Here is a 25,907-nt window from a genome sequence, read left to right as displayed (position 1 = left end):
TTATTGATGATTAATCATCAAATTAATCACAAGAAAATTAATCACAATCAGGACGTTGATCCTGATCTACTGCATAAGTGCCAGTGGCAGTTTTGGCACATAACAAAGTTTCTATCCAGTCATCATCTCGACTGACTTCTCTAAAGTATTCATTGGGTAAATTATTGGACATGGTGACTAATTTTTGAGAAAATAAATCAGGTACTTGAGATAATATTCCTACGTCATAACTCCATTCTCTTTTTGGTGGTAGGTGGCCAGAAGACATCCCATTATTCAGGCTAATTTTGTACAGAAATTCGCTAGATTGAGTATTAATTGCTGTACTATAAGTTCCTGTGGCGTAAGCACTTCGTTTCATTTGAATGAACGCACCGTTAATTTTCATGGGAATAGCATTACCTCCAGGATGCCAGTTTTCTAAAAAGCGGACTAAGTTGGGTAAACCTCCGTTATCTTCTGTGGGACGACCAGGATTATCTCCTGTGGCTATAATTAAATTAAATGTATTTTCTGTGGCAACTTGTAACCAGTAATTATGTGAACCTGTGGTAATGCTGTTAGTATTATTGGGATCATCAGGGGTAGCAAAGGGTTGTTTAATTTGTAAAACTGGTTGCCAATTGCCATTTTCATCAACTTTTAACCAAGGAATCAGAAAAGTGTTGCCTTTGTCGTCTTTTGCAAGTCTAGGTAATGTTGAACCTGACACCGGAAATGCTTCAATTTCATTTTTGTCATTGACTCCATAAAGAGCTAGAGGTGTAATTAATTCACCTGTGTCAATATCTCGTTTAAAAGCTATTCTTTTGGGTAAATTTTGAGCATCCCAACCATTGGATGGTTTGTTTGCATAACCAAGAGATCCGGTTTTGATAGCACTCATTGATAAACCATCAATATTTCCTCCATTGCGCCAGCTATTTTGCGATTTACTATCATAACTATTATAAGGAACGCTAGTAATTACCCATTGTTTTGGGTCATTATTACAAAATTCAATATCTGGAACTGCACAAACTTCAAAGAGAAATTCTCTAGCTTGTATTTGTTTGACTATGGGTGTGACAAAGTTGTGAAAATAAGAACTACCTTGAATACCGCTAGTATTAGGATCTAGGTCTACGTTGGGGATACCTTCGCTGTTATAATTTTTTGTAACTGTGGGAGCGTAGGCATTATATTTAAAGGGAACTGGACGATTTTTTAATGAGTCACTATCACCAATGTTATTATTCCAGTCGTAGTCTCCCTCATCACGAAAACCAAATCTGAAGTTATCAGAAAGTAAGGTGATAGAGTCGGCTAAAACTACAGCATTGCGCCATTCATCTCCACTCTGGCAATTTGGGCGTTTTGGATCTCCTGGACGACAGGCAAAGTTATTATTAGCTTCATTGCGAGTGTAGAAGTTACTCCAATCCGATGCTAGTTCTGTGGTAAATTCTGTTTGAGTATGTTTATTGAAGTCGCCTTTAATATAAACAGGTAAATTGCTGGCGAAAATTAAACCTTTTGCCCCTGGTATGTAGGTATTATTTGTACCCCGAAAAAGTTTAGTTGCTGACCCATCACTGGTCATGATCATAATTCCGTTGGGACGACGGGTGGAGTCAAGTTTATAGTCTACGGGACTTTCTAATTTTGCTGCTGCTGATGTTCCTGCACTCATATCCGCTAGGGCATCATCACGGGTGGCATAAATAATGCCACTATTAGGTAGTAAGTATTCTGATCCTATGGGAGTGGTACGTAGTTGGTTGAGGTCGATAACTGTGGTACGAATTTCTAAGGGTTGTCGGTCTTGTAGTGGTAAATTATAAGACAAGTCAGCATCTATACTGCTGGTTTGATTTGCTTTGACTTGTCTAGAGTCTAAAAAGGCTATTTCTTTAATTGCACCGTGGGGAATAGGGGGAGTATCTGTAACTGGACTGATGCTACCATCCATAATTTGCAGGGCGCATAGGGCTGCATCTATGGCAGAATGTTCGGAAATTGTGCGATCGCTCTCTGTTTTTCCTAATGCTTTTCTCAATGGTTCATTTACCCAGCGGCCATTAGGATATTGCAAGCTGGCTTGATAATTCAGTAAGTTATTATAGCTACTTGCACTTTTATTTGGCGGTGTATAAACTATACCATTGTTAGATAATCCATTCACATCTTTTTCTATCCCTAACGCATCAGGTAATGTTCCTATATTTTTCGCTGTGGTACTATTTGTGGGAATATAAAAACTACTGATACAAGCTAATGGTCGGGGATGTTTCTGACTGTAATTAGCTGATTTATAGTGATAAACTACTGTTGCTCTCATCTTTAAATAAGGGGTAGTTATGTCACTTCCAAGCATTTGAGGCAAATGAAAATTTAGTGATGAATCATAAATTGAGTATGGGTTAAATGTTGTCGATGTTGGTGGTTGTGCTTGTTCTTTGGGGACAGGCAACATATCCGACCAGATTTTTGTAGAAGCTGCTGTGAAGTTAGTGCTGTTGGCGGTATCATTTCTCGGTAAATAAATTCCTGCCCCAGTAACTACACGCAAACCACCAACTAAATTTTCTTGTTCTCGGTTTTTTGGTACTTGCGCTGCTGCATATTCCCAGTCTCCATCTCTCTCGGTTGCAGCTAAGTCAGCTAATATCTGCAAACTTGTTCGCCGAGTTCGGGGTGTAGGTTTATGACTCAGATCCCAATTAATACCTTCAAGTTCCTGAGTATCGTCTATGTTTGCACCACGAAATTGCTTTGTTTCCTTATCCCACCACTGTTCAGGTAAGTTATTAGCAACTATGGTTCTATCACCTAAATATTGTTCTACATTAGCTAATTCTTTTTGTAGTTTATCAATGGGTTCGGTAGCCAGAGGTTTATGTGAACTACCAGTTATATTTAAGGTGATTTGACTATAGCCAGATCCGGTTATACCATCACTGTCATAGGGATAAGACCACTTATCTATAGGGCGTAGTGTATCACCACTACCTTGCAGCTTACCCCCACTATTAGCATCGTTTTCTTCATCACCAAAAGCAACTTCTGCAAAAGGTACGCGGCGAGTACGTCTTCTAAAATAAAGTTCTAATTGATGACGACGAATATTGTCATATTTATCTGTTGTATATCCTGTGTCTAATTGTCTTTGTTGTTTCTCTATTCCGTCTTTGACTTCTTGTGGATCTGTGGTTAAAGAATTAGCAAATTGAGCATCAACTAATTTATTAATTCTTTTGGCATAAGCTAAACTATTATAAGCTAAATCTTTAGGGGCATTGGTTACTGATTTATTAGTTGTAATTTGAGGATTATAACCTGTGACATTTTCAGGATTTGTATTTTTATCTTTAAATAAATCGACTGTGGTTGCTGTTCCTAAATCACTATCATCTGTAAATCCTCCAGCGCCTAAATTACCACCAACAATAATCTTAGAATTGTCTGCTTCGTAAAAACAAGAATTGGGACTGCTAACTTGATAAAGTCTGACATGGGCTGATTTTCCACCCGTTAAAAAGTTGCCATTAGTAAAGATGCGTCCGTTGATTTTAAAATCTTCATTTGGTGTGATTTCTAAATCATCTTCATAAATTATCGCGTGGTTGGTAGGGAGAATTTGCTCTCTGTCTTGTTGATATTCTAGGGCAGAAAAGCTTTGATTGCCTTGATACATTTCATAATTCTTTGCTTGATCAGAGGCAATATTATTTGTGCTAGTAATAGGAAATGTGATAGTGCTAGTAATAGGAAATGTGATAGTATAAACAAATAGAGCTTTTTTCATTTTACCACCCATTTTAAACCAGCCATTAATATCTACTAATTTGGGATTTGTCCCAAAAATAAGGTGACATTTGCTAGTTAAATCACTATGATTTATGGGTGTACTTCTGGCTTCTAAGGTATTTCTAGTCCGAATATATTGATTATTATCGTTATTTTTAGGAGGATTTCTATAATAAATTGCGTAGAGTGTATAACTATCAAATTTACCGTTATTATTTGTATCTACAGGATATTTCCAGGCTGTTTTTAGAGGTTGATTATTATTAATATTTAATTCTAGGGGTGTTTCATCTCCGAAGGTATATTCATTAATATGTTCGGTTAAGAGTTGATCTAAATCTTGATCTGATGGTAAGGATCTGGAGATGCGTTGATCTTGAAATAGTTTATTGATTTTTGCCCTTCCTCTATCAATAGCTGGCATAGCAGCATTAATGACTGTTTGATTTACTCGGACATTACTGGCGTGTTTAGACCTTTCAAATGAGCGAATCATGATAGCAAGGGTTAATAATACAACTACCATTGAAACCATTGTTACTGTTGGTAATACAAAGCCAGAATTAGTTGAATTTCGTCTTTTTTTATTGCCAAAAATAGCTTTTAATAGCCTAGAGATGGTTTTTTTAATTGCACGTGATTTTATTGCACGTGAACATTTGAGGATCATCTTTTTAGCTATCCTAATTATAACCTTGGTTGGCTGATATGTTTTGGTCATAAATGGAGATGCTACCCTGTCAGGTATTGGATAGGTGTAGATAATGTTTTATTGACCTCTGTAGAGACATTACATCAATGTCTTTACATGGGTTTATAGTTGTTATTGTTATATGTTTGGCAGGATTTTATATACCGTATTTATACGGTTTTTTTGTTAGATAATGGTTACTTAAACAAATGTTGATTTAATTTAATTCATTGGCTCTGGTATATACTCTAGTTCTCGCTAGATAAGGTGGTGTGGTATCGCTAGATATGTTATTGCTCTTGATCTTGCCATACAAAAAAACTTCTGCGCTTTTATTAGCTGAAGGCGCTGTTGAAGATATACAAGCATAAAAACCGTTACCACCGCTTTGAGTACCACTTGGACAGCTAAAAGATGATGGTGCTTCAATACCATCAACTAATAAGTTGTCAGTAGTAGGATCTGGTACTGTGGTGGTGGTATCATTACTGGCTTGAAAACGCATAATTGATCTTGGCGATTCCCATCCCGTCAAACTATTAGATATATAATAAATTACATGATAAGGGGTTGACACTGCGGGATCTGGGTTAGGGATGGTCAACTTGAGAACACCTGTTGCACCAGAAGGTAAAGTTAACCCAGTAGTAGACTCTATTGTTTTTGCCATTCTAATGTCATTAGCAATATAATCTAAGGCACGATTTAAATTAGTACGTCTATCGCTTTCAGCTTTTGCTTTTTGATTTTGTTGGAGTAGGGCTACAAATGCAGTGCCGGCTAGAGTCACAACAATTGACATTATGGCTGCTGCTACCAAGATTTCTATCAAAGTAAATCCTTTATCAGCAGCATGATTAGATTTGATGAATTTTAGGTAATTTTTCATTTTTCGACACCTATATAAGCAATAAATTAAGCAATGAATATTGATGCTACTGATGTTGATAGAACAGGTTATTCTGGAACGCAACTACTAGAAGTCGTTGTACCACTAGCACCAGTGTAATTACCTCTTCTAATTAAGCCGAGAGGTTGGGATAAAACTAAACATTTGCGGAAGTTATTACTGGAATAATTGGCAGACGGAGCAACCACAACTGTTATTTCACTGGTAGTATTTCCTAGATGGTCAAAATTAAGAGATGTCGCTGATGCTGCTAAAGTTACATCGCTTAATGTGCGATCGCCTGTCAGAAGACATTTTATTTTTGGTGGGCTAGTGGTTCTAACGTTCGGGGAAGATGTATCCAATGTCACATTACAATATCGTGACATAGCCATAGCTTGTCTTTGCGCTTCTTTAATTGCTCCCTCAATGCTAATAATAGCATCATCTACAGCCCTTCTTTGTGACCATGCAAAATAGCTCGGTCCAGCCATAGCTGCAAGAATACCAGCAAACACTACTACTATTAGTGCTTCTAGGATTGTAAAGCCCTGATTATCTGATACATTGGAATGACGCATTGGGTATTACCTCAGTAGACAATTCAGCTAGGATTTCAATATCTAGTTTCCCGTCTTTATCTTGATCTTTACTTCTGACAACTACATACTTGACTTGCAAAACGTCGTAGGGACTCCGAGCAAGTTCTTCAGGTACTATATCTTGTCGGATCATCCACAATTCCAAACCTGTGTTAGTAATCGTATAAGGACTGTAATCATTTACAGCTTGATAATCAGTGAAACTTTTAGCCTGCTCCTCAGTGAAATTATCAGCAAGTTCAGAAGGTATTGTAGTTACATTAGTTGCTATTTTATCCTTCAATTTTTTACCCAGTCCTGTATCTGGATCTGGAGTAGTTGAACCTGGACTTGGAGGTATGGCACTGCATGATGTATTACTGACAACTCTAGTACCAATTTCTACTGGCGTTGGAGTTACTGTTGATACTAGTGATGGTGTTGGTGGTGGAGTTATACCAGGTGATATTGTAATAGTTGGGGTATCTGTGGGAATTGAGGTAGGTTCTGTAATAGTATAAACATTTGGCGAGCCTGGAAACTGGATTTTGTCATTATGTTTTAATCCGTTGTCTGATGATAAAACTAAAACACTTGGAAAAACAGTTGGACTATCAGATGGACTGGGAGTGGGACTGGGAGTGGCAGAAATTGTAGGAAATTCATATTGATTAGCTATACTCCTAATATTTTCCAAGTCCTGTTGAATCAAATTGGCTGCTGTTGCATACTCCTTAGCTCTAGCTCTAAAAGCTGTAGAAACTATCACCATTTGCATTGCTACTGTAGTAAAGAAAGTCACTATTAAAATAGCAACTAGAACTTCAAGTAAGCTAAAGCCTGAGTCGGGATGAAATCTTGGTTTGTTCATAATTATTTCTTTTAATTCTCATTAACCGTTTTTTTTTCCCATTTGGTGATAGCTCCTAGTGAGGGGTTGCTATTACAGTTGACAGGTATAACCACCTGTAACCTAGTAATGGCTTTTGTCTCTTCGTTGTTACTTGTTGAATTAGCCATGCGCCCTTCAACAATGAGTGTACCTTTGCCTGGGTAATAAGATAGATCATCGTTAGGATCAGGATTGTTATTATCGGGCGTATATCCGTAAGAAACAAGTCTAAATTGCCCTTTTGTGACATCTGTAGAGTCTACTGCTTGCCAACTTGTGCGTTTTGCATCGGCTATAGTCTCTGGATCTGCTGTACCAGGATTACTACAACCTGGGCTAATTCCTGAAAGTTTTGTAGTCCAAGTCGAATTTGGATGTGCTGCCAACATCCGATTAGTATTGATCAATTGCTGATAAAAAACAACGCCTTGTTCTGCTGCGGCTAATGCTTGATCTGTGGCTTTTTGCTGTGAAGCTGTTATCTGATCACCTTGCGATCGCATAGTCATGGTTAACCCTACCAAGATCATAATTAACCCTAGTGAAACAGCGATTACCATAGCAAACCCTGATTCTCTAGAGTGGAGTAGCAAAGCCATTTTTAATCTAGTATGCAAAGATTTAGTATTCATAATTTTTCCGGGTATGGTTAATTTTTGACGATAAAAGATATATGATTAGAGCCTGATTGCAGAAAAGTAACTTTATCAATTGATAATTGACAATTGATAATTGATAATTGTTTCATTCAAGGTTTAAAACCTCCCCTTTCCAGGGGAAAAAAGAGAAAAATTCCGATTTTTCAATCCTCTCCCTTCAACGGAGAGGTAACTGTCAATTGTTCATTGTTAATTGTCCATTATTGAAGTTTTTATACTAATTGAATAAAGCTGTTAAAAATGATAAATCACTTCATACAATCACTTCTCACACTGATTAAACAGCTTTGGTGATGTCAGGCTACATGAAACTGTGATCATCAGACACAGGCGCAGGTGTTGATTTATTCTTAGCATACCCTATTATCAGGCTACTAATTTCAGTAATTGTACTGAATTATTCAAGTAGGGGCAAACCCTCCGTGGTTGCCCCAAAAACAGGGGTAGGCACGGAGGCGCTCTCCCTACTTCCTTGAAAACTGAAGATTAAGTAGAAAGGCGCGAAAAAACAGAAGTATGTAACAAAAAGCAAATTTGTCTAAAAACCTCTTCTCTGCTGCCTTCTCATCACAACAATTTTTAACCCTGACTACTTAATAGTGATTTAAATTGATACCAGCTTCTTTAGCCATTGCTTCTATACCTTTGCTATCTAAGGTTTTAATCGCTTTGGTAGAGAGTTTTAGTTTCACCCAACGATTACCACCAGGCCACCAAACGCGCTTAGTTTGCAAATTAGCGTGTTGTAAACGCTTGGTACGACGGTGAGAGTGGGAAACGGCCATTGCGTTATTAGCCTTTTTACCAGTAAGTTCACAACGACGGGACATGAAAAACCTCCAAAATTCTATTCTATTTAAGTACAACCTTTCTATTTTAGATCATGAATAAACAACGGCTCAAAAAACTATTAATTGGGGATTTTACTTGGAAGCGGATGATTCGGTCTTTAGTTGTAATATATACCTTATTTGCCGTCTATGTGTATTTTCGTGCGGATAGCATGATTTTTTTACCCCAACCTTCCAGCTATGAGGATACAAAAGACATTATTAAGCTGAAAACCAGGGAAAATCAACAAATTTCGGCAGTTTATTTGCCAAACCCTAGTGCTAAGTACACTATTCTTTATGTTCATGGAAATGCGGAAGACTTGGGAGATATTAGAGCAACTTTAAAAAAAATACGGGATTTGGGTTTTAGTGTCTTTGCTTATGATTATCGGGGTTATGGTACGAGTCAGGGAACACCTACAGAAAATGCTGCTTATCAAGATATTGATACTGCTTATTATTATTTAACTGAAGATTTAAAAATCAAACCAGAGCAAATTATTGTGTTTGGGCGTTCTGTAGGAGGAGGTTCAGCGGTAGACTTAGCAGCTAGAAAACCGATAGCGGGTTTAATTATTGAAAGTACCTTTACTTCTGCTTTTCGGGTAGTTGTACCTTTTCCCATTTTACCTTTTGATAAGTTTAATAATTTAGAGAAAATCAAAAAAGTCCAAGTTCCGGTTTTAGTGATGCACGGTAAATTAGATGATATTGTTCCTTTTGAGCATGGTGAAAAATTGTTTGCTGCTGTTACTGCACCGAAACTTTATTTGTGGGTTGATAATGCAAATCATAATGATTTTTTAGAAGTTGCACAAGAAAAGTATGGTAAGAAGTTGAGGGAGTTTGTTGATTTATTAGAGCAATATTAGCAAAAAATTGATCCCCCTTTTTAAGGGGGGTTAGGGGGGATCAGGGGGTTGCCCCTACTCCTTAAAAAATAATTCTTCCCCCCAATTCTTCCATCATTTCTTCTAATAGTTCTTCCATCATTTCTTCTCTGAGGGAACGCAAACTAGGAGGACCTTCCAGAAATTCTTTGATGGTAATTTTCTTATCTCTAAACTTCTGAATAAAATCACGAATATCAACAATAATTTCAATTTGAGATTCTAATTGATTTAACATGACACCAATAGAATCAATTCCGTATTTAGCCGCTTTACGAGCATCAGAAACCATTGCTCCTTCGGGAGTATTTTTAGCTAATCTTAGTTCTTGTTTTAATTTATCATATTGAGTTTTGAGAATTTCATTTTGCTGTTCTAAATTTTTACATCTGCGATTTAAATCATCTTCGCTATTATTATCAATTGTTTCTCCTAACTGATGTTGTCTTTCAATTTCCAATAGTCTGGCTAAATCTCCTTCTTGGTAAGCTTTATTAATTTCTTTCATGATTTCTGTATGAGATTTATGTGTTTCAGAATCTTGTACTTTGTCTGGATGAAAGATTTCTGCTAGTTTTAAAAATGTCTGTCTAATTTTTCGAGAATCTTCGCTTCTACTAGCAGAGGTTGATTCTACTTCCTGTTGTGAATCCCAATATTGATGTTGATGATGTTGATGATGTTGATGATTGTCTGTTTCTGGGTTTTCAAACATTTCATCTAGTTCAGTATCTTCATCTTTTTCATTAATAGCTTTGGGGCTAATTATTCCTGACATTTGTAAATTCATGTACAGGGATTCTATTTTGTTTTGGGTTTGTTTACCAAATTTTCTAGTAGTCAGAAGTTCCTGAAAAAGTGCATGAATTTCTTGATCCAAATCTGACATTTTTTTCATGCAAGGACTAGCTTTTTGAAATATCTCTGTAGCTAGAGAACGCATTTTTTCAACAAAATTATTGATTTCTGTGCGCTTTTTCTTAATCTGTTTCAATAAGGATTGATGTTCTTTTTCTAGAGATGCTAAATATATATGCAGGTCAGAAAGTGCTAGTGTGGTGGTTGTTGGGGATGTTGGTGATGCAGACTTGGTTTTTTTAGGCATAAAATTGAGAATGGGTAATGGGTAATGGGGAATAGGGAATAGGCAAGAGTCTATTAATTTAATTTTACAATGCCCCATGCCCCATACCCAATTATCTATTTAATTGTACTGCGGATATCCAAGCACCGTGAAAACCATAGGGTACTCTTTGGGGAATAATTATTCGTGCAACGGGTTCACTGGTGATATCTTGAGCATTGATAACTACTAATTCAGAAGTTTGTGAATTTTCATCATAAACAAAGGTGATCAACCAACCATCATCTTCTGTGCTTGCATTTGTGGTTGTATTTAAACGTGGTGCAAATACAGCTTCACCACCATAACGCCCTTCTCCAAATTCATGGGTTTGGGTTTTGCCATCTGGGAAATTATACTTAATTACACCATCAAATAAAGGCATAGGACTATTAGCCATTTTCCCAGCATAACCGTATTGGGTTTTTCTCCCTAGCAGGTTTTCGTTAAGACGGGGAAATTCTGCGGGTACGTCGTCTAACATTTCTTCTGTGACTGTACCTGTTTTGAGGTTAAAACGCCAACGATGTAAGAGGGGTATATTTGCGGTGGGATCATTTGTTGATATATCGGTTTCTAATACGGTGGTGGAACTCATGCGACAAGCAATAAGGATGATTTCGTCTTCTGTTTCATAGGCGTTGAGGGTGTGGAAAACGTAACAGGAAGGACCCTCAAACCAGCGGATATTGCTGTTGTCTCCGTGACGGGGTAAAATGCCAAAACGACTGGGGCGATCGCTCTCAAACATCATCATTGGTTCTCCCCTCTGCATCCGTTCTACACTGAATGTCAGGGGTAAATCCATGAAAATGGTATAATTTTCAGTAATGGCGAAATCGTGCATCATTACCCCTATTGGTAGTTCAATGGGTACTGTACGCAATATTTCCCCTTGTGCGGAAACTACGCCATATTGTAAGTATGGGGGTGCAAAAGAATAACCAAAGAACATCATTTCCCCGGTAACTGGATCTACTTTGGGATGGGCGGTAAAAGGGGAAGTTAGTTTATTATTGTAAGTATATTCACCAATGGTTTGTAATTCAGGAAGTTGGATATTATGGGGTGATCCTCCTTCCCACAGTGCTAAAAATTGTCCAGCGTGCCAAACTAAAGCAGTATTAGCGGTGTTTTTCCCTGGTCCATAAGGGTTGTCCATTTGCGGTGGTTCTAAAAGTCCACTCCAAACAGCTTTACCTACTTGGTTTTCAATGTTCCAACCTCTGGTACGCACATAACGGTTACGATAAATAGCTTTACCATTGGTAATTTCTACACCGTGCAACATTCCATCACCATCAAACCAGTGATATTGTCCTATGGGTGAATGTTGGGGGTTTGGTCCATTACGAACAAACATCCCGGAAAGGTCGGAGGGTAGTTCACCAATGACTTTGAGGGTGTCTGCGGTAATTTCTTGACTAACTGGGGCAAAATTCCCATCTAAATAGGGATTTACTAAGGTGGTGGTCATTGTTATTGTTGAGTTTTATAACGCACTTTCTCTAATATAGCCATACCTCAAAATCTAAAATCTAAAATCTAAAATTGTTATGAGCTTAACTCTTTACCTACTGCGTCACGGTGAAACAGAATGTAGTCGCAATCATGCCTTTTGTGGTTCGATAGATTCAGAATTGACTCCTGAAGGTGTGGAAATGGCTCATGCTTTTGCTGCTGGTTATAGTTCTACTCCTTGGGAGGCGATTTTTTCTAGTCCCATGCGTCGCACTATGGAGACTGCAAAACCTCTATGTACAGTGTTAGGAATACAACCAGAACTGAGAGATGGTTTAAGGGAAATTAACTATGGTAAATGGGAAGGAAAAACCCCAGAAGTGATCAGTCAGGAATATCATGATGATTATTTGCGCTGGTCTGCTGATCCGGCTTGGTATGCACCCAATGGAGGAGAATTAGCTGTAACAATTGCTTCTCGCGCTATGCAGGTGATTGAAGAAATTAAACAGCTTCATAAAAGTGGTAATGTTTTAGTTGTGACTCATAAAGCAACAATTAGAATTATTCTGTGTAGTTTGTTGGGTATTGATGTCGGGCGTTTTCGTTATCGTTGGGGATGTCCTGTTGGTTCTGTCAGTGTTGTGGAATTTACAGAACATGGTCCGATGTTGTTAACTTTAGCAGATCGAACTCATTTAGATGCAAGATTGCGAAGTTTAGGAGGAACGTAAATTGGTAATTGGTAATTGGTGATTGGGAAGAATAAACTCTTGGTTTTTTACTGTCACCTGTTACCTGTCACCTGTCACCTGTTAGCTATTCCCTGTTTTTTAAGCAGTTTTTGTATTATCAAGTAGGAATTTGATTATGTTGCCTGTGATTGAAACTATTCCTTTACGTCAAATGGCTTCGGGTGATATTCTATCACTTCAAGTTTACAAATTTATCGGAGATCATCCTGGAAAAAAGGTTTATATTCAATCTAATTTACATGGAGCAGAAATAGCTGGTAATGCAGTTATTTATCAATTAATTGAATTTTTATCATCACTCAATCAAAGTGATTTATTTGGAGAAATTTGGTTAGTTCCTGTTTGTAATCCAATGGGAACAAATCAACGCGCTCAAGTGGTATGATTCTATTGAGAGTCGAATTAGGTAGTGCGGTCAAAGCGGGAGATAAACTGTATCAAATTATCAGTTTTAATAAAGAAGGTAGATTACCGATTATAATTGATATTAACGCTGAAGCAGATGGATTAGTTTATGATATATCAACAAATCAGTCTGTAAATCAAGGTGAGTTTGTCCTGGGAGTGCTTGAAGAAGCAATCGTCAGAATCTAGGAGTTAGCAGTCATAATAAGTAGGTGGGCGTTAAAAATTGTCGTTATGACAAGGCAGGAGGCAGGAGGCAGAAGGCAGGAGGTAATAAGCTTTTGGGCAACTTTACTTTTTGTTACATACTTCTGTTTTTTCGCGCCGTTCTACTTACTTGTACTTTTACAATTTTTATAAATTTTTATCATTTTTTATCATTGCTAGATTTTTTTTGACGAGGAAATTAAAATAGATTCAGTAATAGATTAAACTAAGAATAAGGACATACTCGCACATACCAGGGTGATTTTATGTCTGTTGTATTTTCGGTAAAAAACCAAACTATTCTAATTTGAAAATATCAAGGTGTAATTAAAAGTGAGTAATATTGATAATTATAGTTTTACAGTTGCTGAAGAATTTGCCATTCCTCAAGCACCTGCTAATTTTAAATCTGGTTTTATCGGTATTATTGGTCGTCCTAATGTCGGTAAATCTACTTTGATGAATCAATTAATAGGACAAAAAATAGCGATAACATCACCGATAGCACAAACTACCAGAAATCGGTTAAGGGGGATTTTAACAACTGAGAAAGCGCAGTTAATTTTTGTGGATACTCCAGGGATTCATAAACCTCATCATCAACTGGGGGAAGTGTTGGTACAAAATGCCAAAATAGCCATTGAATCGGTAGATGTGGTATTGTTTGTTGTTGATGGAACAGTTGCTTGTGGTGGAGGCGATCGCTTTATTGCTGAGTTATTAAGTCGGAGTGAAATCCCGGTAATTTTAGGTATTAATAAAATAGATCAACAACCAGCAGATGCGGAAAAAATAGATAATAGTTATATTGAATTAGCGCGAGAAAATGAATGGCAAATTGTCAAATTTTCAGCGGTGAATGGTGAGGGTTTACTAGAACTGCAAGATTTATTAATTGCACATTTAGAACCTGGACCTTTTTATTATCCACCGGATTTAGTGACAGATCAACCAGAAAGATTTATTATGGGGGAATTAATCAGGGAACAGATTTTATTGTTGACTCGTGAAGAAGTTCCTCATTCAGTGGCGATCGCTATTGACTTAGTAGAAGAAACGCCAACTATTACCCGTGTTATGGCAACTATTCACGTAGAAAGAGATTCCCAAAAAGGAATTTTAATTGGTAAAGGTGGGACAATGTTAAAATCTATTGGTAGTGCGGCACGTCAACAGATACAAAAGCTAATTGCGGGTAAGGTTTATTTGGAATTATTTGTGAAAGTGCAACCAAAATGGCGACATTCACGGGTGAGGTTAGCAGAGTTAGGATATCGAGTGGAAGAATAGAAGATGGGGGGATAGGGATTTTGGGGATGTTATTTAATGATGGTTGGTTACGCACAAGATATGAAGGAATGAACCACGAAGGACGCAAAGGACACAAAGGAAAGAGGTTTTAGAGAGATTTTCTATTTTCATCCTGTACATCCTTTAATCCTGGTTATCCTGATTCAGACAAAATTTATCTATTTCCTCACGCAATCTCCGTCAGGAGATCCCGTGAGTTACCTTAACAATTCTTAACTCAATTTTCTCAAAAAAGTTTTAACACCCTTTTTTACCCCGAAAATTATTGAGAATGCTTGCGAATGACTAACGTAATATCAAGGGTCTTGACTTCTGAGACGGTTATGTTATGATAGGTTTTAGAATAATCCAAGGGAGTAGTATTTTCTGAATCAGGATTTCCAGGATTTTAGGATTTACAGGATAAAAACGCAGATAAACGCGGATAAACGCAGATTATCAGAATCAGGATCTCCTCTTTATTCGAGATATATTAATCAATAATTAGGGGTTGCTGAATAAATGCAAAACCCAGATAAATCAAAGGTTTGGGGCTGAACAAGAGGAAACAAAGTGCAAGATTTTTGAAGGTTAGACCTGAAAAACTGTGCATTTTGGGGCTAAGAAATCCAAAAATTTGGGGATGACAGATAGCTGAAACTGTTCCCTGCCTCAACGGAAAGACTTTTTCAGCAAACCCTAAATATATTACTTGATGATAGCATCTTGTCTGAATCAGGATTTCCAGGATTTTAGGATTTACAGGATGTTATTTGATGATGGTTGGTTACGCACAAGTCATAGAAGAATGAACCGCAAAGAACGCAAAGAACACAAAGGAAAGAGGTTTTAGAGAGATTTGACAATTTCGAGTTGTAAATATTCACTCTGAAAATCTGCGTCTATCTGCGTTCATCTGCGTTCCCAACCCAAGCTGTTAAAAACCCTATATATATTGCGCCCACAGATTCCCACTCATAACATAAGTGTACAAAATTATGAGCAGCTTGTCAAGTCTAAAAATAAAATATGTAGGGTTTGCTGAATAAATGTAAAACCCATATATATCAAGGGTTACAGGTGGTCAGTGAGCTTGCGGTAACAGAAAATTACCATTCCCATACTAAAGTATGGGAACGAAAAAAAGAAAACTACTTAACAGCAGCTAGTTCTTTCTTAAAGAAAGCTTGCAAAATATTTTCTGCAATTTGCTGACTGGTTAAACCTAAAGTAGTCTTAGATTCATCAGGTGTGGCATGATCTACCAACTCATCAGGAACACCAATTCTTTTAACTGGTACAACAACATCCGCATCCAGTAAAGCTTCCGCTACCGCAGAACCAAAACCACCCATTAAACAACCTTCTTCTAAGGTGACAACTTGGCCAATTTGTTTTGCCAAAGGTACAATTAAATCTGTATCCAAAGGTTTCACAAATCGGGCATTAATCACAGTCGCTTCAATTCCATGTTCGCTGAGAATTTCTGCTGCTTGCATTCCAGGGTAAACCATCGTACCATAGCCGACAATTAACACATCATCGCCTTGACGCAAAATTTCCCCTTTACCAATTTCCAAAGGTTCCCAACCTTCTTCCATCAAGGGAACACCATGACCATTACCACGGGGGAAACGCATGGCAATGGGTCCATCGGTATATTCAATACCTGTGACTGTCATCCGTTGTAATTCTGCTTCGTCCTTGGGTGCCATTAACACCATGTTGGGAATACAACGCAGATAAGCTATATCATACATCCCTTGGTGAGTTGGACCGTCAGCACCTACAATTCCTGCCCGATCTAAACAGAAGAAGACAGGCAAGTTTTGAATGCAGACATCATGGATAATTTGATCATAGGCACGTTGTAAGAAGGTGGAATAAATAGCAGCTACCGGACGCATACCTTCACAAGCTAAACCCGCAGCTAAGGTAACGGCGTGTTGTTCAGCAATACCCACATCTATATATTGATTAGGTAATTTAGCTTGTAATTTATCTAAACCTGTACCTGTGGCCATGGCGGCCGTAATACCGACAATTTTCGGGTTTTGTTCTGCTAATTTCACCAAAGTGTGAGAAAAGACTTTGGCGTAAGCAGGTGGTTTAGGTTTACTGGAAGGAATAGCTTTACCAGTGGCTAAATTAAAGGGGTTCTGGGCATGATAGCCTACTTGGTCTTTTTCTGCCATTTCATAGCCTTTACCCTTGACGGTGGCTACGTGAACCAGCACTGGACCAGTTATTTGATGTGCTTGTTGGAAGGTGGCAATAAGTTCTTCTAAGTTATGGCCATCCACTGGACCCATGTAGGTAAAACCTAGTTCTTCAAAAACTGCGCCAACTTTGGAAACAGCTAACCGTTTCATCCCTTCGGTAATGCGTTCTAGTTCATCACCAACAAAGGGAATATTTTTAAATTGTTCCTCAATGTTATCAGTGAGAAATTGCATCGGGGGGCTAAGACGCATTTTATTTAAGTAGCGGGGAATAGCGCCGACGTTGGGAGAAATGGACATCTCGTTGTCGTTGAGAACCACCAACAGGTTAGTTTTAGGGAGGTGGCCTGCGTGGTTAATAGCTTCTAATGCCATACCGCCGGTTAAAGCACCATCACCAATGACAGCTACTGTTTTAAATTTTTCCCCTTTTAAGTCACGGGCTAAGGCCATACCCAAAGCGGCAGAAATACTTGTAGAAGCGTGTCCTGCGCCAAAATGGTCAAATTGGTTTTCACAACGTTTGAGATATCCCGCTACTCCGTCTTTTTGTCTAAGGGTGTGGAAGTCGTTGTATCGTCCGGTAATTAGTTTATGGGGATAAGCTTGGTGTCCTACATCCCAAATTACTTTATCCCGATCTAAGTCTAATGTCTGGTAAAGTCCCAAGGTTAATTCTACAACTCCCAAACCTGGACCCAAATGTCCCCCACTTGCTGCTACGGTTTGTAAGTGTTTGTCTCTAATTTGTTTGGCTATTTGCTGTAACTGCCGAATAGACAAACCGTGCAACTGGTTAGGATGGGTAATTTCACTCAGGTGCATATTATAAGGTTTTCCTCTCTAACTCTACTTTTTGGCATTAATTGATTTTCCCACTTCCGGGACTATAAAAATCTCACTGTTACCAATGTTTTATTACTATAACTTTGGAAGGGAATAGGGAATAGGGAATAGGGAATAGGGAATAGGGAAAGGCAAAAGGCAAGAGGCAAGAAGTAATATCTTGTTAACCCCATCTCCCCACCCTCACAGGGGTAGGTTTTTAATATTATCTGTTAAGGCAGGACAAGGAAGACAAGGAGGGAACGTAGACAAGGAAGATTTTATACAAAAAATGGTCTGTTGAGCGGCGCTTTTTGTTACCAATTGTACATTATTTGTACGGATTTCCGCCCTTGTCCACTGTCCTTCCTTGTCCTCCAAGTCTTGCCCTCACGACAATGTAAAATACCTACCCTTGTGAGCCTCCCCCACTTCCCCCACTTCCCCTACTTCCCCTACTTCCCCTACTACCCCACCTCTCCGTTAAAATTGCAGAATAGTGGGAACTATAGGTGTTTCTGCCTGTTTTTGCTGGCGTTGCAAATATCTACTTAACAAGTAGGCCATGTCACCGCGAGTCATAGGACTTAATGGGTTAATATTTCCGTTAGGGTCTGTGTTGATAAAACCTTCTGCTATGACTGTGGCGATCGCCTTTCTCGCCCATGTCGGTATAGAATTTTGATCAGGGTATTTTGATAAAATCTCGTTCACAGTTTTATCGGGAAATTGAAATACTCCATAAGCTTGGGCAAAAATTGCTAACCCTTCTGCCCTAGTGACTTTTTGGTTTGGGAAAAACATATTCCCCCTATATCCTTTCATAATATCAGTTTTCAGCACTGTTTGAATATCTTGATATGCCCAATGATATTTCGGAACATCTGGTACATTTATGGATTTTTCTTGTTTCGCTGCTTGGCGTTTATCTAAATAAAATGCTTTGACTAAAATTGCTGCTAATTCTGCTCTACTGATTAATTTTTCTGGATAAAATTTTCCATCGGGCAAGTTATCCATTAATTTGGATTCTACAACTTTTTGGATATAATCTAAATCGCCGTTATCTGTATTTTCAACAGGATTTTTAACAGGATTTTTAACAGGATTTTCAACATTATTTTCAATAGATGGCTTGGCTGTGTTGACTTCCTGCGCTATTATTGGCAAAGTAGGAACAAAGGTTAATAAATTTAATGTCCCCAAGGTCAAAATTGCTAATTTATTCATATCCCAGATTATTGTAATTGTTTATTTTCAACTTCGTTCTTGGATATTGACGGTTACTGTTTTTTAATGTTTCTGATTTTCCGAGAAATCTATAATTAATGTAATTGAAAATTATATATTATTTATTTAGCCAATTACCCATCACCAATTACCAATTACCCATTACCCATTACCAATCACCAATTTTGTAGTATATTCGGCTATGAGAGTATTTTTCATGTTGTGAAATTTTCAGGAGTTGAGAATGTCCGTATCAGCAGATCCCGTAAAGTTAATGAAGCAAGAAGTTGGTAAAGCAGCAGCGAACCTAGTAAAATCAGGTTCTATTGTTGGGTTGGGTACGGGTTCAACTACAGCTTATACTATACAGTTTTTGGGCGATCGCCTCAAGTCTGGTGAACTCAAAGATATTGTCGGTATCCCTACTTCTTTTCAGTCGGAAGTGTTAGCAAAACAGTACGGTGTTCCTCTCACCACTTTAGACGCTATTGATCATATTGATATCGCTATTGATGGTGCTGATGAAGTTGACCCCCATAAAAACTTGATTAAAGGTGGTGGTGCTGCTCATACCCGCGAAAAAGTGGTAGATTATTTAGCAAAAGAATTTATTGTGGTGGTTGATAGCGGTAAGTTGGTTGACCGTTTGGGTTCTGTTTTTGCAGTACCCGTGGAAGTAATTCCGATGGCTATCACTCCTGTAATTAATGCTATCAAAAAACTCGGTGGTCAGCCAGAATTACGTATGGGTGTGAAAAAAGCAGGTCCAGTCATCACTGACCAAGGTAACATGGTGGTAGATGTCAGATTTGATAGTATTGATGATCCTGTAACTTTGGAAACAACACTGAATAATATTCCCGGTGTTTTGGAAAATGGCATCTTTGTTAACTGTGTCAGTCAGGTTTTAATTGGTGAAGTTATTGATGGTCAACCTGTTGTTCGTCAAATGTAGCTAAAATGAAAAGGGTGGGTTTTTCCCACCTATGAGAAAAGCTCACGCAATCTCCGTTAGGAGATCCCGCAGGGTAGACGCAAAGGCGCAAAGATATTGCTGTTTTCAACTTATACTATCGTCATCTAAAATCTAAAATTACGCGATGTTATACAGAAGATTTGGACGTACAAATTTACAAATGCCGGTGTTTTCCTGTGGAGGAATGCGCTATCAATTTAAATGGCAAGATGTTAAACTAGAGGAAATTCCTTCAGATAATCAGGATAATTTAGAAGCTATTATTCGTCGTGCTGTTGAGTTGGGTATTAATCATATTGAAACTGCACGATTTTATGGTACTTCGGAAATGCAGTTAGGTCAAATATTGCCTAAATTGGCACGAGAAAAGTTGATTATTCAAACAAAAGTTCCTCCATTTGCAGATGGAAAAGAATTTAGAAAAACATTTGAAACATCTTTATCATATCTCAATTTAGACTATGTTGATTTATTAGGTTTACATGGTATTAATAATGCTGAATTTTTAAATTATAGTCTTGGTGATGGTGGTTGTTTAGAAGTTGCTAAGGAACTACAAAAAGAAGGAAAAGTCAGATTTATCGGTTTTTCAACTCATGCACCTTTAGATATAATTTTACAGGCAATTAATACCAATCAATTTGATTATATTAACCTGCATTGGTATTATATAAATCAATGGAATTGGTCAGCGATTGAAGCTGCTAATAAGTTAGATATGGGGGTGTTTATTATCAGTCCTTCTAATAAAGGAGGTTTGTTATATCAACCTTCTGAAAAGTTGGTTAATCTTTGTCAACCATTAAGTCCAATGGTGTTTAATGATTTGTTTTGTTTAAGTCATCCCCAAGTAAATACATTAAGTATTGGTGCTGCAAAACCCAGTGATTTTGATGAACATTTAAAAACCTTAGAATTATTAGACAAAGCTGATGAAATCTTACCTCCAATTATCACCAGGTTAGAAAATGCTGCTATAGATGTTTTAGGGGAAGATTGGGTAAAATCTTGGGATCAAAATTTACCAAGTTGGGAAGAAACACCAGGACAAATTAATATTAAATTTGTGTTATGGTTGTTGAATTTAGCTTTAGCTTATGATATGGTGGAGTATGGAAAAATGCGTTATAATCTATTAGGTAATGGTAATCACTGGTTTCCTGGTAATCAAGCAGATAAATTAGATGAATTAGATTTGAGAGGATGTTTAATTAATAGTCCTCATGCTGAGAAAATCCCCCAAATGTTAGCTAAAGCAAATGCAATGTTAAAGGGTAAAGATGTAAAAAGATTATCTCAAAGTTAGTTGAGTTATCACCATTCCCTTATTACTGTCACCTGTCACCTATTCGTGAAAACATTAATCATTGATAATTATGATTCTTACACCTTTAATTTATATCAATTCATTGCGGAGGTAAATGGAGAAAATCCTATTGTCATCCGTAATGATGAAGTTGACTGGGAAAATTTGACCAAGATTAATTTTGATAATGTGGTCATTTCTCCAGGTCCCGGTAGACCAGAAAAAATAGAAGATTTTGGTATTTGTGGTCAAGTTTTAAAAAGTCTCAAAATTCCTGTTTTGGGTGTCTGTTTAGGACATCAAGGTTTAGGTTATTTTTATGGTGGTAAAATTATTCATGCACCAGAAATTAAACATGGTAGATTGAGTGAAGTTTATCACAATAATTGTGAATTATTTCAAGGTTTACCACCTTCATTTTTAGCTGTTTGTTATAATTCCTTAGTTGTTGCGGATGACATACCCGAATGTTTAGAAAAAATTGCTTGGACTCCAGAAGGTGTAGTCATGGGTTTGCGTCATCGACATTTACCTTTTTGGGGTGTACAATTTCATCCTGAATCAATTTGTACTGAATACGGAAAAGAGATTTTTAAAAACTTTAGAAATATAACTGCCAAATTCTATAATTCTCAAATTCCCGAAAACATAGATAAGAGAAATATATTTTTACCCAAAAAAAATCAAAATCAGCAACAGAAACAATATCAAGTTTATAGTAAAAAATTAGATATATATCCTGATGCAGAACAGGTATTTACACAGCTTTTTGGTGACAAGGTAAATAGCTTTTGGTTAGATAGTAGTAGATATGAACCTGGGTTATCTCGCTTTTCCTTTATGGGAGATAATAGTGGTATTCATAGTTTATTAGTTGAATACTGGACAGAAAATAAAGAAATTAAAATTACTCAAGGTGATAAAATAACAACTTATCAAGAAAGTATCTTTGATTATTTACAACGAGAAATTAAAAATAGACATTTTGTAAATGAAGAATTACCCTTTAATTTTAACTGCGGTTTTGTGGGTTATTTTGGATATGAATTAAAAGCAGAATGTGGAGGAAATTTAGGACATAAGTCTAATTTACCTGATGCTGTGTTTATTTTAGCAGATAGAATCATTGCTTTTGATCATCAGGAACAAGTTATTTATTTAGTCTGTTTAAGCACAGAAGAAGAAACTGCAAAATCATGGTTTTTAGAGACAGAATTAAAATTACAAAGTTTGTCATTATTAAAACCAATCATTAAACCTGCACAGCAAAAAAACAAAACCATTAAATTTCATTTACAACAGATCGAAAAAAACTATCTTGACGATATTCAAACATCATTAAAAGAAATTTATGAAGGTGAAACTTATCAAGTTTGTTTAACGAATAAATTATCTACAGAAGTAACACCTGAACCTTTAGAATTTTATCGCACATTACGGAAAATTAACCCTGCACCTTATTCAGCTTTTTTGAAGTTGGGAAACTATAATAAAAATTTCAGTATTGCTTGTTCTTCACCAGAAAGATTTTTAAGTATAGACTCTCAAGGTTGGGTAGAAACAAAACCCATCAAAGGAACATTAACCAGGGGAAAAACACCCCAAGAGGATGAACTTTTAAAAGCAAGTTTACGTAATAGTGAAAAAGATCGTTCTGAAAATTTAATGATAGTCGATTTATTGCGTAATGACTTAGGGAGAGTTTGTCAAGTTGCTAGTGTTCATGTTCCCAAATTAATGGATGTAGAAACCTATAGTACAGTACATCAATTAGTAACTACAATTAGGGGTTTATTACGTCCAGAAATGGATGCTATTGACTGTATTAAAAATGCTTTTCCTGGTGGTTCAATGACAGGTGCGCCAAAAATTAGAACTATGGAAATTATAGATAAATTAGAACCCAAAGCAAGAGGTATTTATTCTGGTGCAATTGGTTTTTTAAGTTGTAATGGTGCAGCAGATTTAAATATAGTCATTCGTACTGCAATTTTAACATCTGAAAAAACTTCTATAGGTGTAGGAGGGGGTATTGTAGCTTTGTCAAACTCTCAAGCAGAACTAGAAGAAATGTTGTTGAAAGCAAAAGCATTAATTGAAGCTTTAGTCATTACTGTTAACGGTGAATTTAATTCTGAACAATATCAAATTGTAGATGCTCACAACTTTGTATTTAGGGATCAAGAAATTCCCGATCCAGTAATTTTATTTATGAAGAAAGTTAATTAGATTAACAGAGATAATTGTTTATTTGATAAAATAACCCACATTCCGCACTTCGTTTTGTAACATACAAAGACTACAACAATTGGGGTTAATGGTCGTTGAATAGCGAACTGCTTGCAGCAGCGCTTCGCTATCGCCAAAGGTCTGTAGTTTATACGTTTAAATACTGAATTATGTCAATATTTTTTGTAAAAATAATTGAAGTATTACTGTATTACATTTTGAATTGCGGAAAGCCGATAATAACAATATTTTATTTTTGTCAATAAAAATGCGTAAAATATTTAAATTACCTAAACTACTGAGGTATTGTATAAGTATATCATGCCTGTTAATATTATTGCTTGGCTACTTACTGGTATGGGAAATTTACTTACCTGTAAAAGCTACCAACTCCTCCTTGACAAATACTGTAGTCTTAAATGACGAACAGGGAAAATATCAACTGGGAAAATATTTAGAAATTTTAGTAGATCCCAGCCAAAAATTAACTATTGCAGATGTCACCCAACCGCAACAAAAATTTACCCCCAGTCAATCTGATATTCCTAATATGGGTTTTTCTCGTGCTGCAACTTGGGCTAGAGTAAAATTACGCAACGAAAGCAATATTACCTCAGAATGGTATCTGCAAGGTGGACCTAACAATATAGATCAGGTAGAGTTATATATTCCTCAAGGAAATTCTTGGATTAAAAAACAAATTGGCCGGAAACTTCCTTTTTCTGGACGTGAACTGCGTGATAGTAATCTTGTGTTTGTTCTCCCCTTAGCAATGGGTGAAGAAAAGAAAGAAGAAAAAACTATTTACTTGCGGTTTACCAGTCAGGGAACTATTGCTATGAATGTGATTCTTTGGCAACCTGTTACATACTATCAAAATAATTTAACTCAGCAATTCTTAATAGGTGGATTTTATGGGATTTTATTGATTATTATCGGTATCAATTTACTGCTTGTCTTATTGTTAAAAGATATAATTTATAGATATCATGTTGTTTCCCTAATCGCTTTGACTGCCAATTATTTTATCAGAGATGGTTTAGCCTTTGAGTATTTATGGCCAAAATTTCCTGAATGGAATATTAGTATTATGTTAATATCTGCGGGCATTGCTTTAGCAAGTGCTTCCAGTTTCTATATTTCATTTTTACCAGTGCGTCTTTACAGTCGTCAACTCTACACACTGATGAACTGGGTACGCTGGATTTGTGTGGGATATACTTTAATTGCTTGTTTTTTACCTTTTAGTAAGACTATAATTGCTGGTCTACTTCTGGTAATAATTGTTTGTGGATTGGTGAATTATGCTTGTTTATACACATGGCATAAAGGATTCATGCCAGCTAGATTCGCAATTTTAGAGTGGGGCTGTATTTTATTAAATACAAGTATCTGGTGTTTAAAAGCCTTTGCTTTGTTACCTGCCAATATATTGACTGAAGACTTGCATCGTTTAGGGTTAATCGGTTTAGCCTCTTTTGTAGGGTTAGCATTGGCTGATAATATCAATTTAATAAAAACAGAACGTAATAAGCTGCAATCTGAACAAAAAAAACTAGCATTAATAGTTGAAAAAAGTTCTGAATTTATTAGTATTAATAATCTGAATGGGGAGATGGTTTTCATTAATGATGCTGGGATGCAAATGATTGGTTTAAATACAGAAAATGCTTTAATAGAAGGTAATATTTGGGATTATTTCTGTCAAGATGATAGATATTTATTCCCATCAAATATTTTTCCTACTGTCTTAAAATCTGGATATTGGGAAGGAGAATTAACACTTGTCAATGGTAAAACTAGAGAAGAAATTTATACCATAAGTTCTTTTTTCTTAATTAAGGATCAGCAAACGGGAGAAGCTACAGCTTTAGCATCTATTATCCGTGATATATCTCAACTGAAAAAAGCTGAACAGGAGATTTTGGAAACTTTAGAAAAAGAGAAGGCAGTCAGCGAAATGCGATCGCGCTTTATTGCAATGGCATCCCATGAAATTCGTACACCTTTAGCCATTATTTCCTCATCTACAGGCATTTTACAAACTTTTGGCGATCGCCTGAATGCCGAAAAAAAATATAAACATCTCAATACTATCCAAGAAACTATCAAACGCATGACTCAACTGCTGGATGATGTCCTGATGATCAACCGTGTCGAAGCGGAAAAGATGGAATTTAAACCACAAGCATCAGATATCATTGCTTTTTGTCATCGTCTCAAAGAGGAAACAGAAATAACTACTACTAAACATATAATTGATTTATCCTATAATTTAGATGAACAAATGGCAGATGGTTCTTTAATTGTGCAGTTTGATCAGAAACTATTACAGCAAATTCTCACTAATCTTCTCACTAATGCTATTAAATACTCTCCTGAAAATAATTTAGTAAAGTTTACTTTGACTAGAGAAAATGAGCAACTGGTCTTTACAATTACTGATCATGGTATTGGCATTCTTGAAGCAGATAAAGTAAAATTATTTGCACCTTTTTTTCGGGGTTCTAACGTCGGTAATATTTCTGGTACAGGTTTAGGACTATCCATAGTGAAAAAATGTTTGGACTTGCACCAAGGTAAAATTAGTGTAGATAGTCGACAGGGTGAAGGAACAACATTTACAGTTAGTATTCCCTATTTGAAAGGCTAAA

General features: G+C 36.7%; 18 protein-coding genes and 1 pseudogene. 9 read left to right on the top strand and 10 right to left on the bottom strand.

Translation table 11 applies throughout. From position 1 onward, the window contains the following. Positions 1-37: 37 nt before the first annotated feature. The 6 genes from hpsA to rpmB form a co-directional block, all read right to left on the bottom strand. On the bottom strand, positions 38-4,459 hold the full coding sequence (hpsA, locus tag K2F26_RS12600; protein ID WP_246605346.1) for a hormogonium polysaccharide biosynthesis protein HpsA: 4,422 nt from the start codon (positions 4,457-4,459) through the stop codon (positions 38-40). Between the two features lie 238 nt (positions 4,460-4,697). Continuing rightward, positions 4,698-5,369, bottom strand: a complete 672-nt coding sequence (locus tag K2F26_RS12595; RefSeq protein ID WP_220608100.1) for a PulJ/GspJ family protein — start codon at positions 5,367-5,369, stop codon at positions 4,698-4,700. A gap of 68 nt (positions 5,370-5,437) precedes the next feature. Further along, positions 5,438-5,950: a pilus assembly FimT family protein gene (locus tag K2F26_RS12590; protein WP_220608099.1), complete on the bottom strand. Its 513-nt coding sequence runs from the start codon at positions 5,948-5,950 to the stop codon at positions 5,438-5,440. Further along, positions 5,925-6,821, bottom strand: a complete 897-nt coding sequence (locus K2F26_RS12585; RefSeq protein ID WP_220608098.1) for a type IV pilus modification PilV family protein — start codon at positions 6,819-6,821, stop codon at positions 5,925-5,927. The genes K2F26_RS12590 and K2F26_RS12585 overlap by 26 nt, the downstream gene beginning before the upstream one ends. Positions 6,822-6,832: 11 nt before the next feature. Continuing rightward, positions 6,833-7,474, bottom strand: a complete 642-nt coding sequence (locus K2F26_RS12580; RefSeq protein ID WP_220608097.1) for a hypothetical protein — start codon at positions 7,472-7,474, stop codon at positions 6,833-6,835. Between the two features lie 620 nt (positions 7,475-8,094). Continuing rightward, positions 8,095-8,331 carry a 50S ribosomal protein L28 gene (rpmB, locus tag K2F26_RS12575; protein WP_096569572.1) on the bottom strand — a complete coding sequence of 79 codons (237 nt, stop codon included), beginning with the start codon at positions 8,329-8,331 and terminating at the stop codon, positions 8,095-8,097. 53 nt (positions 8,332-8,384) lie between these two features. On the opposite strand from rpmB, the gene K2F26_RS12570 reads away from it, so the two are divergent. Next, positions 8,385-9,206 (top strand): alpha/beta hydrolase, encoded by an 822-nt coding sequence (locus K2F26_RS12570; RefSeq protein ID WP_220608096.1) that lies wholly within the window; start codon positions 8,385-8,387, stop codon positions 9,204-9,206. Between the two features lie 61 nt (positions 9,207-9,267). Here the strand turns inward: K2F26_RS12570 and K2F26_RS12565 are convergent, their stop codons facing one another. Together K2F26_RS12565 and K2F26_RS12560 are read right to left on the bottom strand one after the other, a co-directional pair. Then, a complete protein-coding gene (locus tag K2F26_RS12565) occupies positions 9,268-10,329 on the bottom strand; it encodes a J domain-containing protein (protein WP_220608095.1) in 1,062 nt (353 codons plus the stop codon). 91 nt (positions 10,330-10,420) lie between these two features. Beyond that, positions 10,421-11,824, bottom strand: coding sequence for a carotenoid oxygenase family protein (locus K2F26_RS12560; protein ID WP_220608094.1), 1,404 nt, complete (start codon positions 11,822-11,824; stop codon positions 10,421-10,423). A gap of 79 nt (positions 11,825-11,903) precedes the next feature. Here K2F26_RS12560 and K2F26_RS12555 point away from each other — a divergent pair, with 79 nt between their 5' ends. From K2F26_RS12555 to era, 4 genes and pseudogenes are all read left to right on the top strand, one after another. After that, positions 11,904-12,542 carry a histidine phosphatase family protein gene (locus tag K2F26_RS12555; RefSeq protein ID WP_220608093.1) on the top strand — a complete coding sequence of 213 codons (639 nt, stop codon included), beginning with the start codon at positions 11,904-11,906 and terminating at the stop codon, positions 12,540-12,542. A 136-nt stretch (positions 12,543-12,678) separates the two neighbouring features. Next, a pseudogene (locus K2F26_RS25455) lies at positions 12,679-12,936 on the top strand (succinylglutamate desuccinylase); the annotation flags it as partial. 8 nt (positions 12,937-12,944) lie between these two features. After that, complete coding sequence (locus K2F26_RS25450; protein ID WP_437441032.1) at positions 12,945-13,157, top strand: hypothetical protein; 213 nt, start codon at positions 12,945-12,947, stop codon at positions 13,155-13,157. A gap of 351 nt (positions 13,158-13,508) precedes the next feature. Beyond that, positions 13,509-14,465 (top strand): GTPase Era, encoded by a 957-nt coding sequence (gene era / locus K2F26_RS12545; RefSeq protein WP_220608092.1) that lies wholly within the window; start codon positions 13,509-13,511, stop codon positions 14,463-14,465. Between the two features lie 1,151 nt (positions 14,466-15,616). Here era and dxs read toward each other — a convergent pair. Both dxs and K2F26_RS12535 read right to left on the bottom strand, forming a co-directional pair. Beyond that, entirely contained in the window at positions 15,617-17,512 is a 1,896-nt protein-coding gene (gene dxs, locus K2F26_RS12540; RefSeq protein WP_220608091.1) for a 1-deoxy-D-xylulose-5-phosphate synthase, read from the bottom strand. 483 nt (positions 17,513-17,995) lie between these two features. Beyond that, entirely contained in the window at positions 17,996-18,742 is a 747-nt protein-coding gene (locus K2F26_RS12535; RefSeq protein WP_220608090.1) for an S-layer homology domain-containing protein, read from the bottom strand. A 244-nt stretch (positions 18,743-18,986) separates the two neighbouring features. Between K2F26_RS12535 and rpiA the strand changes: the two genes are divergently transcribed. From rpiA to K2F26_RS12515, 4 genes are all read left to right on the top strand, one after another. After that, positions 18,987-19,697: a ribose-5-phosphate isomerase RpiA gene (gene rpiA / locus K2F26_RS12530; protein WP_096569597.1), complete on the top strand. Its 711-nt coding sequence runs from the start codon at positions 18,987-18,989 to the stop codon at positions 19,695-19,697. Positions 19,698-19,842: 145 nt separating this feature from the next. After that, the gene (locus K2F26_RS12525) at positions 19,843-21,024 is read left to right on the top strand and encodes an aldo/keto reductase (protein WP_220608089.1); all 1,182 of its coding nucleotides are present in this window, start codon (positions 19,843-19,845) and stop codon (positions 21,022-21,024) included. 45 nt (positions 21,025-21,069) lie between these two features. Then, the gene (gene pabB, locus K2F26_RS12520) at positions 21,070-23,253 is read left to right on the top strand and encodes an aminodeoxychorismate synthase component I (RefSeq protein ID WP_220608088.1); all 2,184 of its coding nucleotides are present in this window, start codon (positions 21,070-21,072) and stop codon (positions 23,251-23,253) included. 337 nt (positions 23,254-23,590) lie between these two features. Then, positions 23,591-25,906 (top strand): 7TM-DISM domain-containing protein, encoded by a 2,316-nt coding sequence (locus K2F26_RS12515; protein ID WP_220608087.1) that lies wholly within the window; start codon positions 23,591-23,593, stop codon positions 25,904-25,906. The last annotated feature ends 1 nt before the right edge of the window (position 25,907 follow it).

The sequence above is a fragment of the Sphaerospermopsis torques-reginae ITEP-024 genome (genome assembly GCF_019598945.1).
Taxonomy (GTDB): domain Bacteria; phylum Cyanobacteriota; class Cyanobacteriia; order Cyanobacteriales; family Nostocaceae; genus Sphaerospermopsis.
This window is presented reverse-complemented; position numbering and strand designations above follow the sequence as displayed.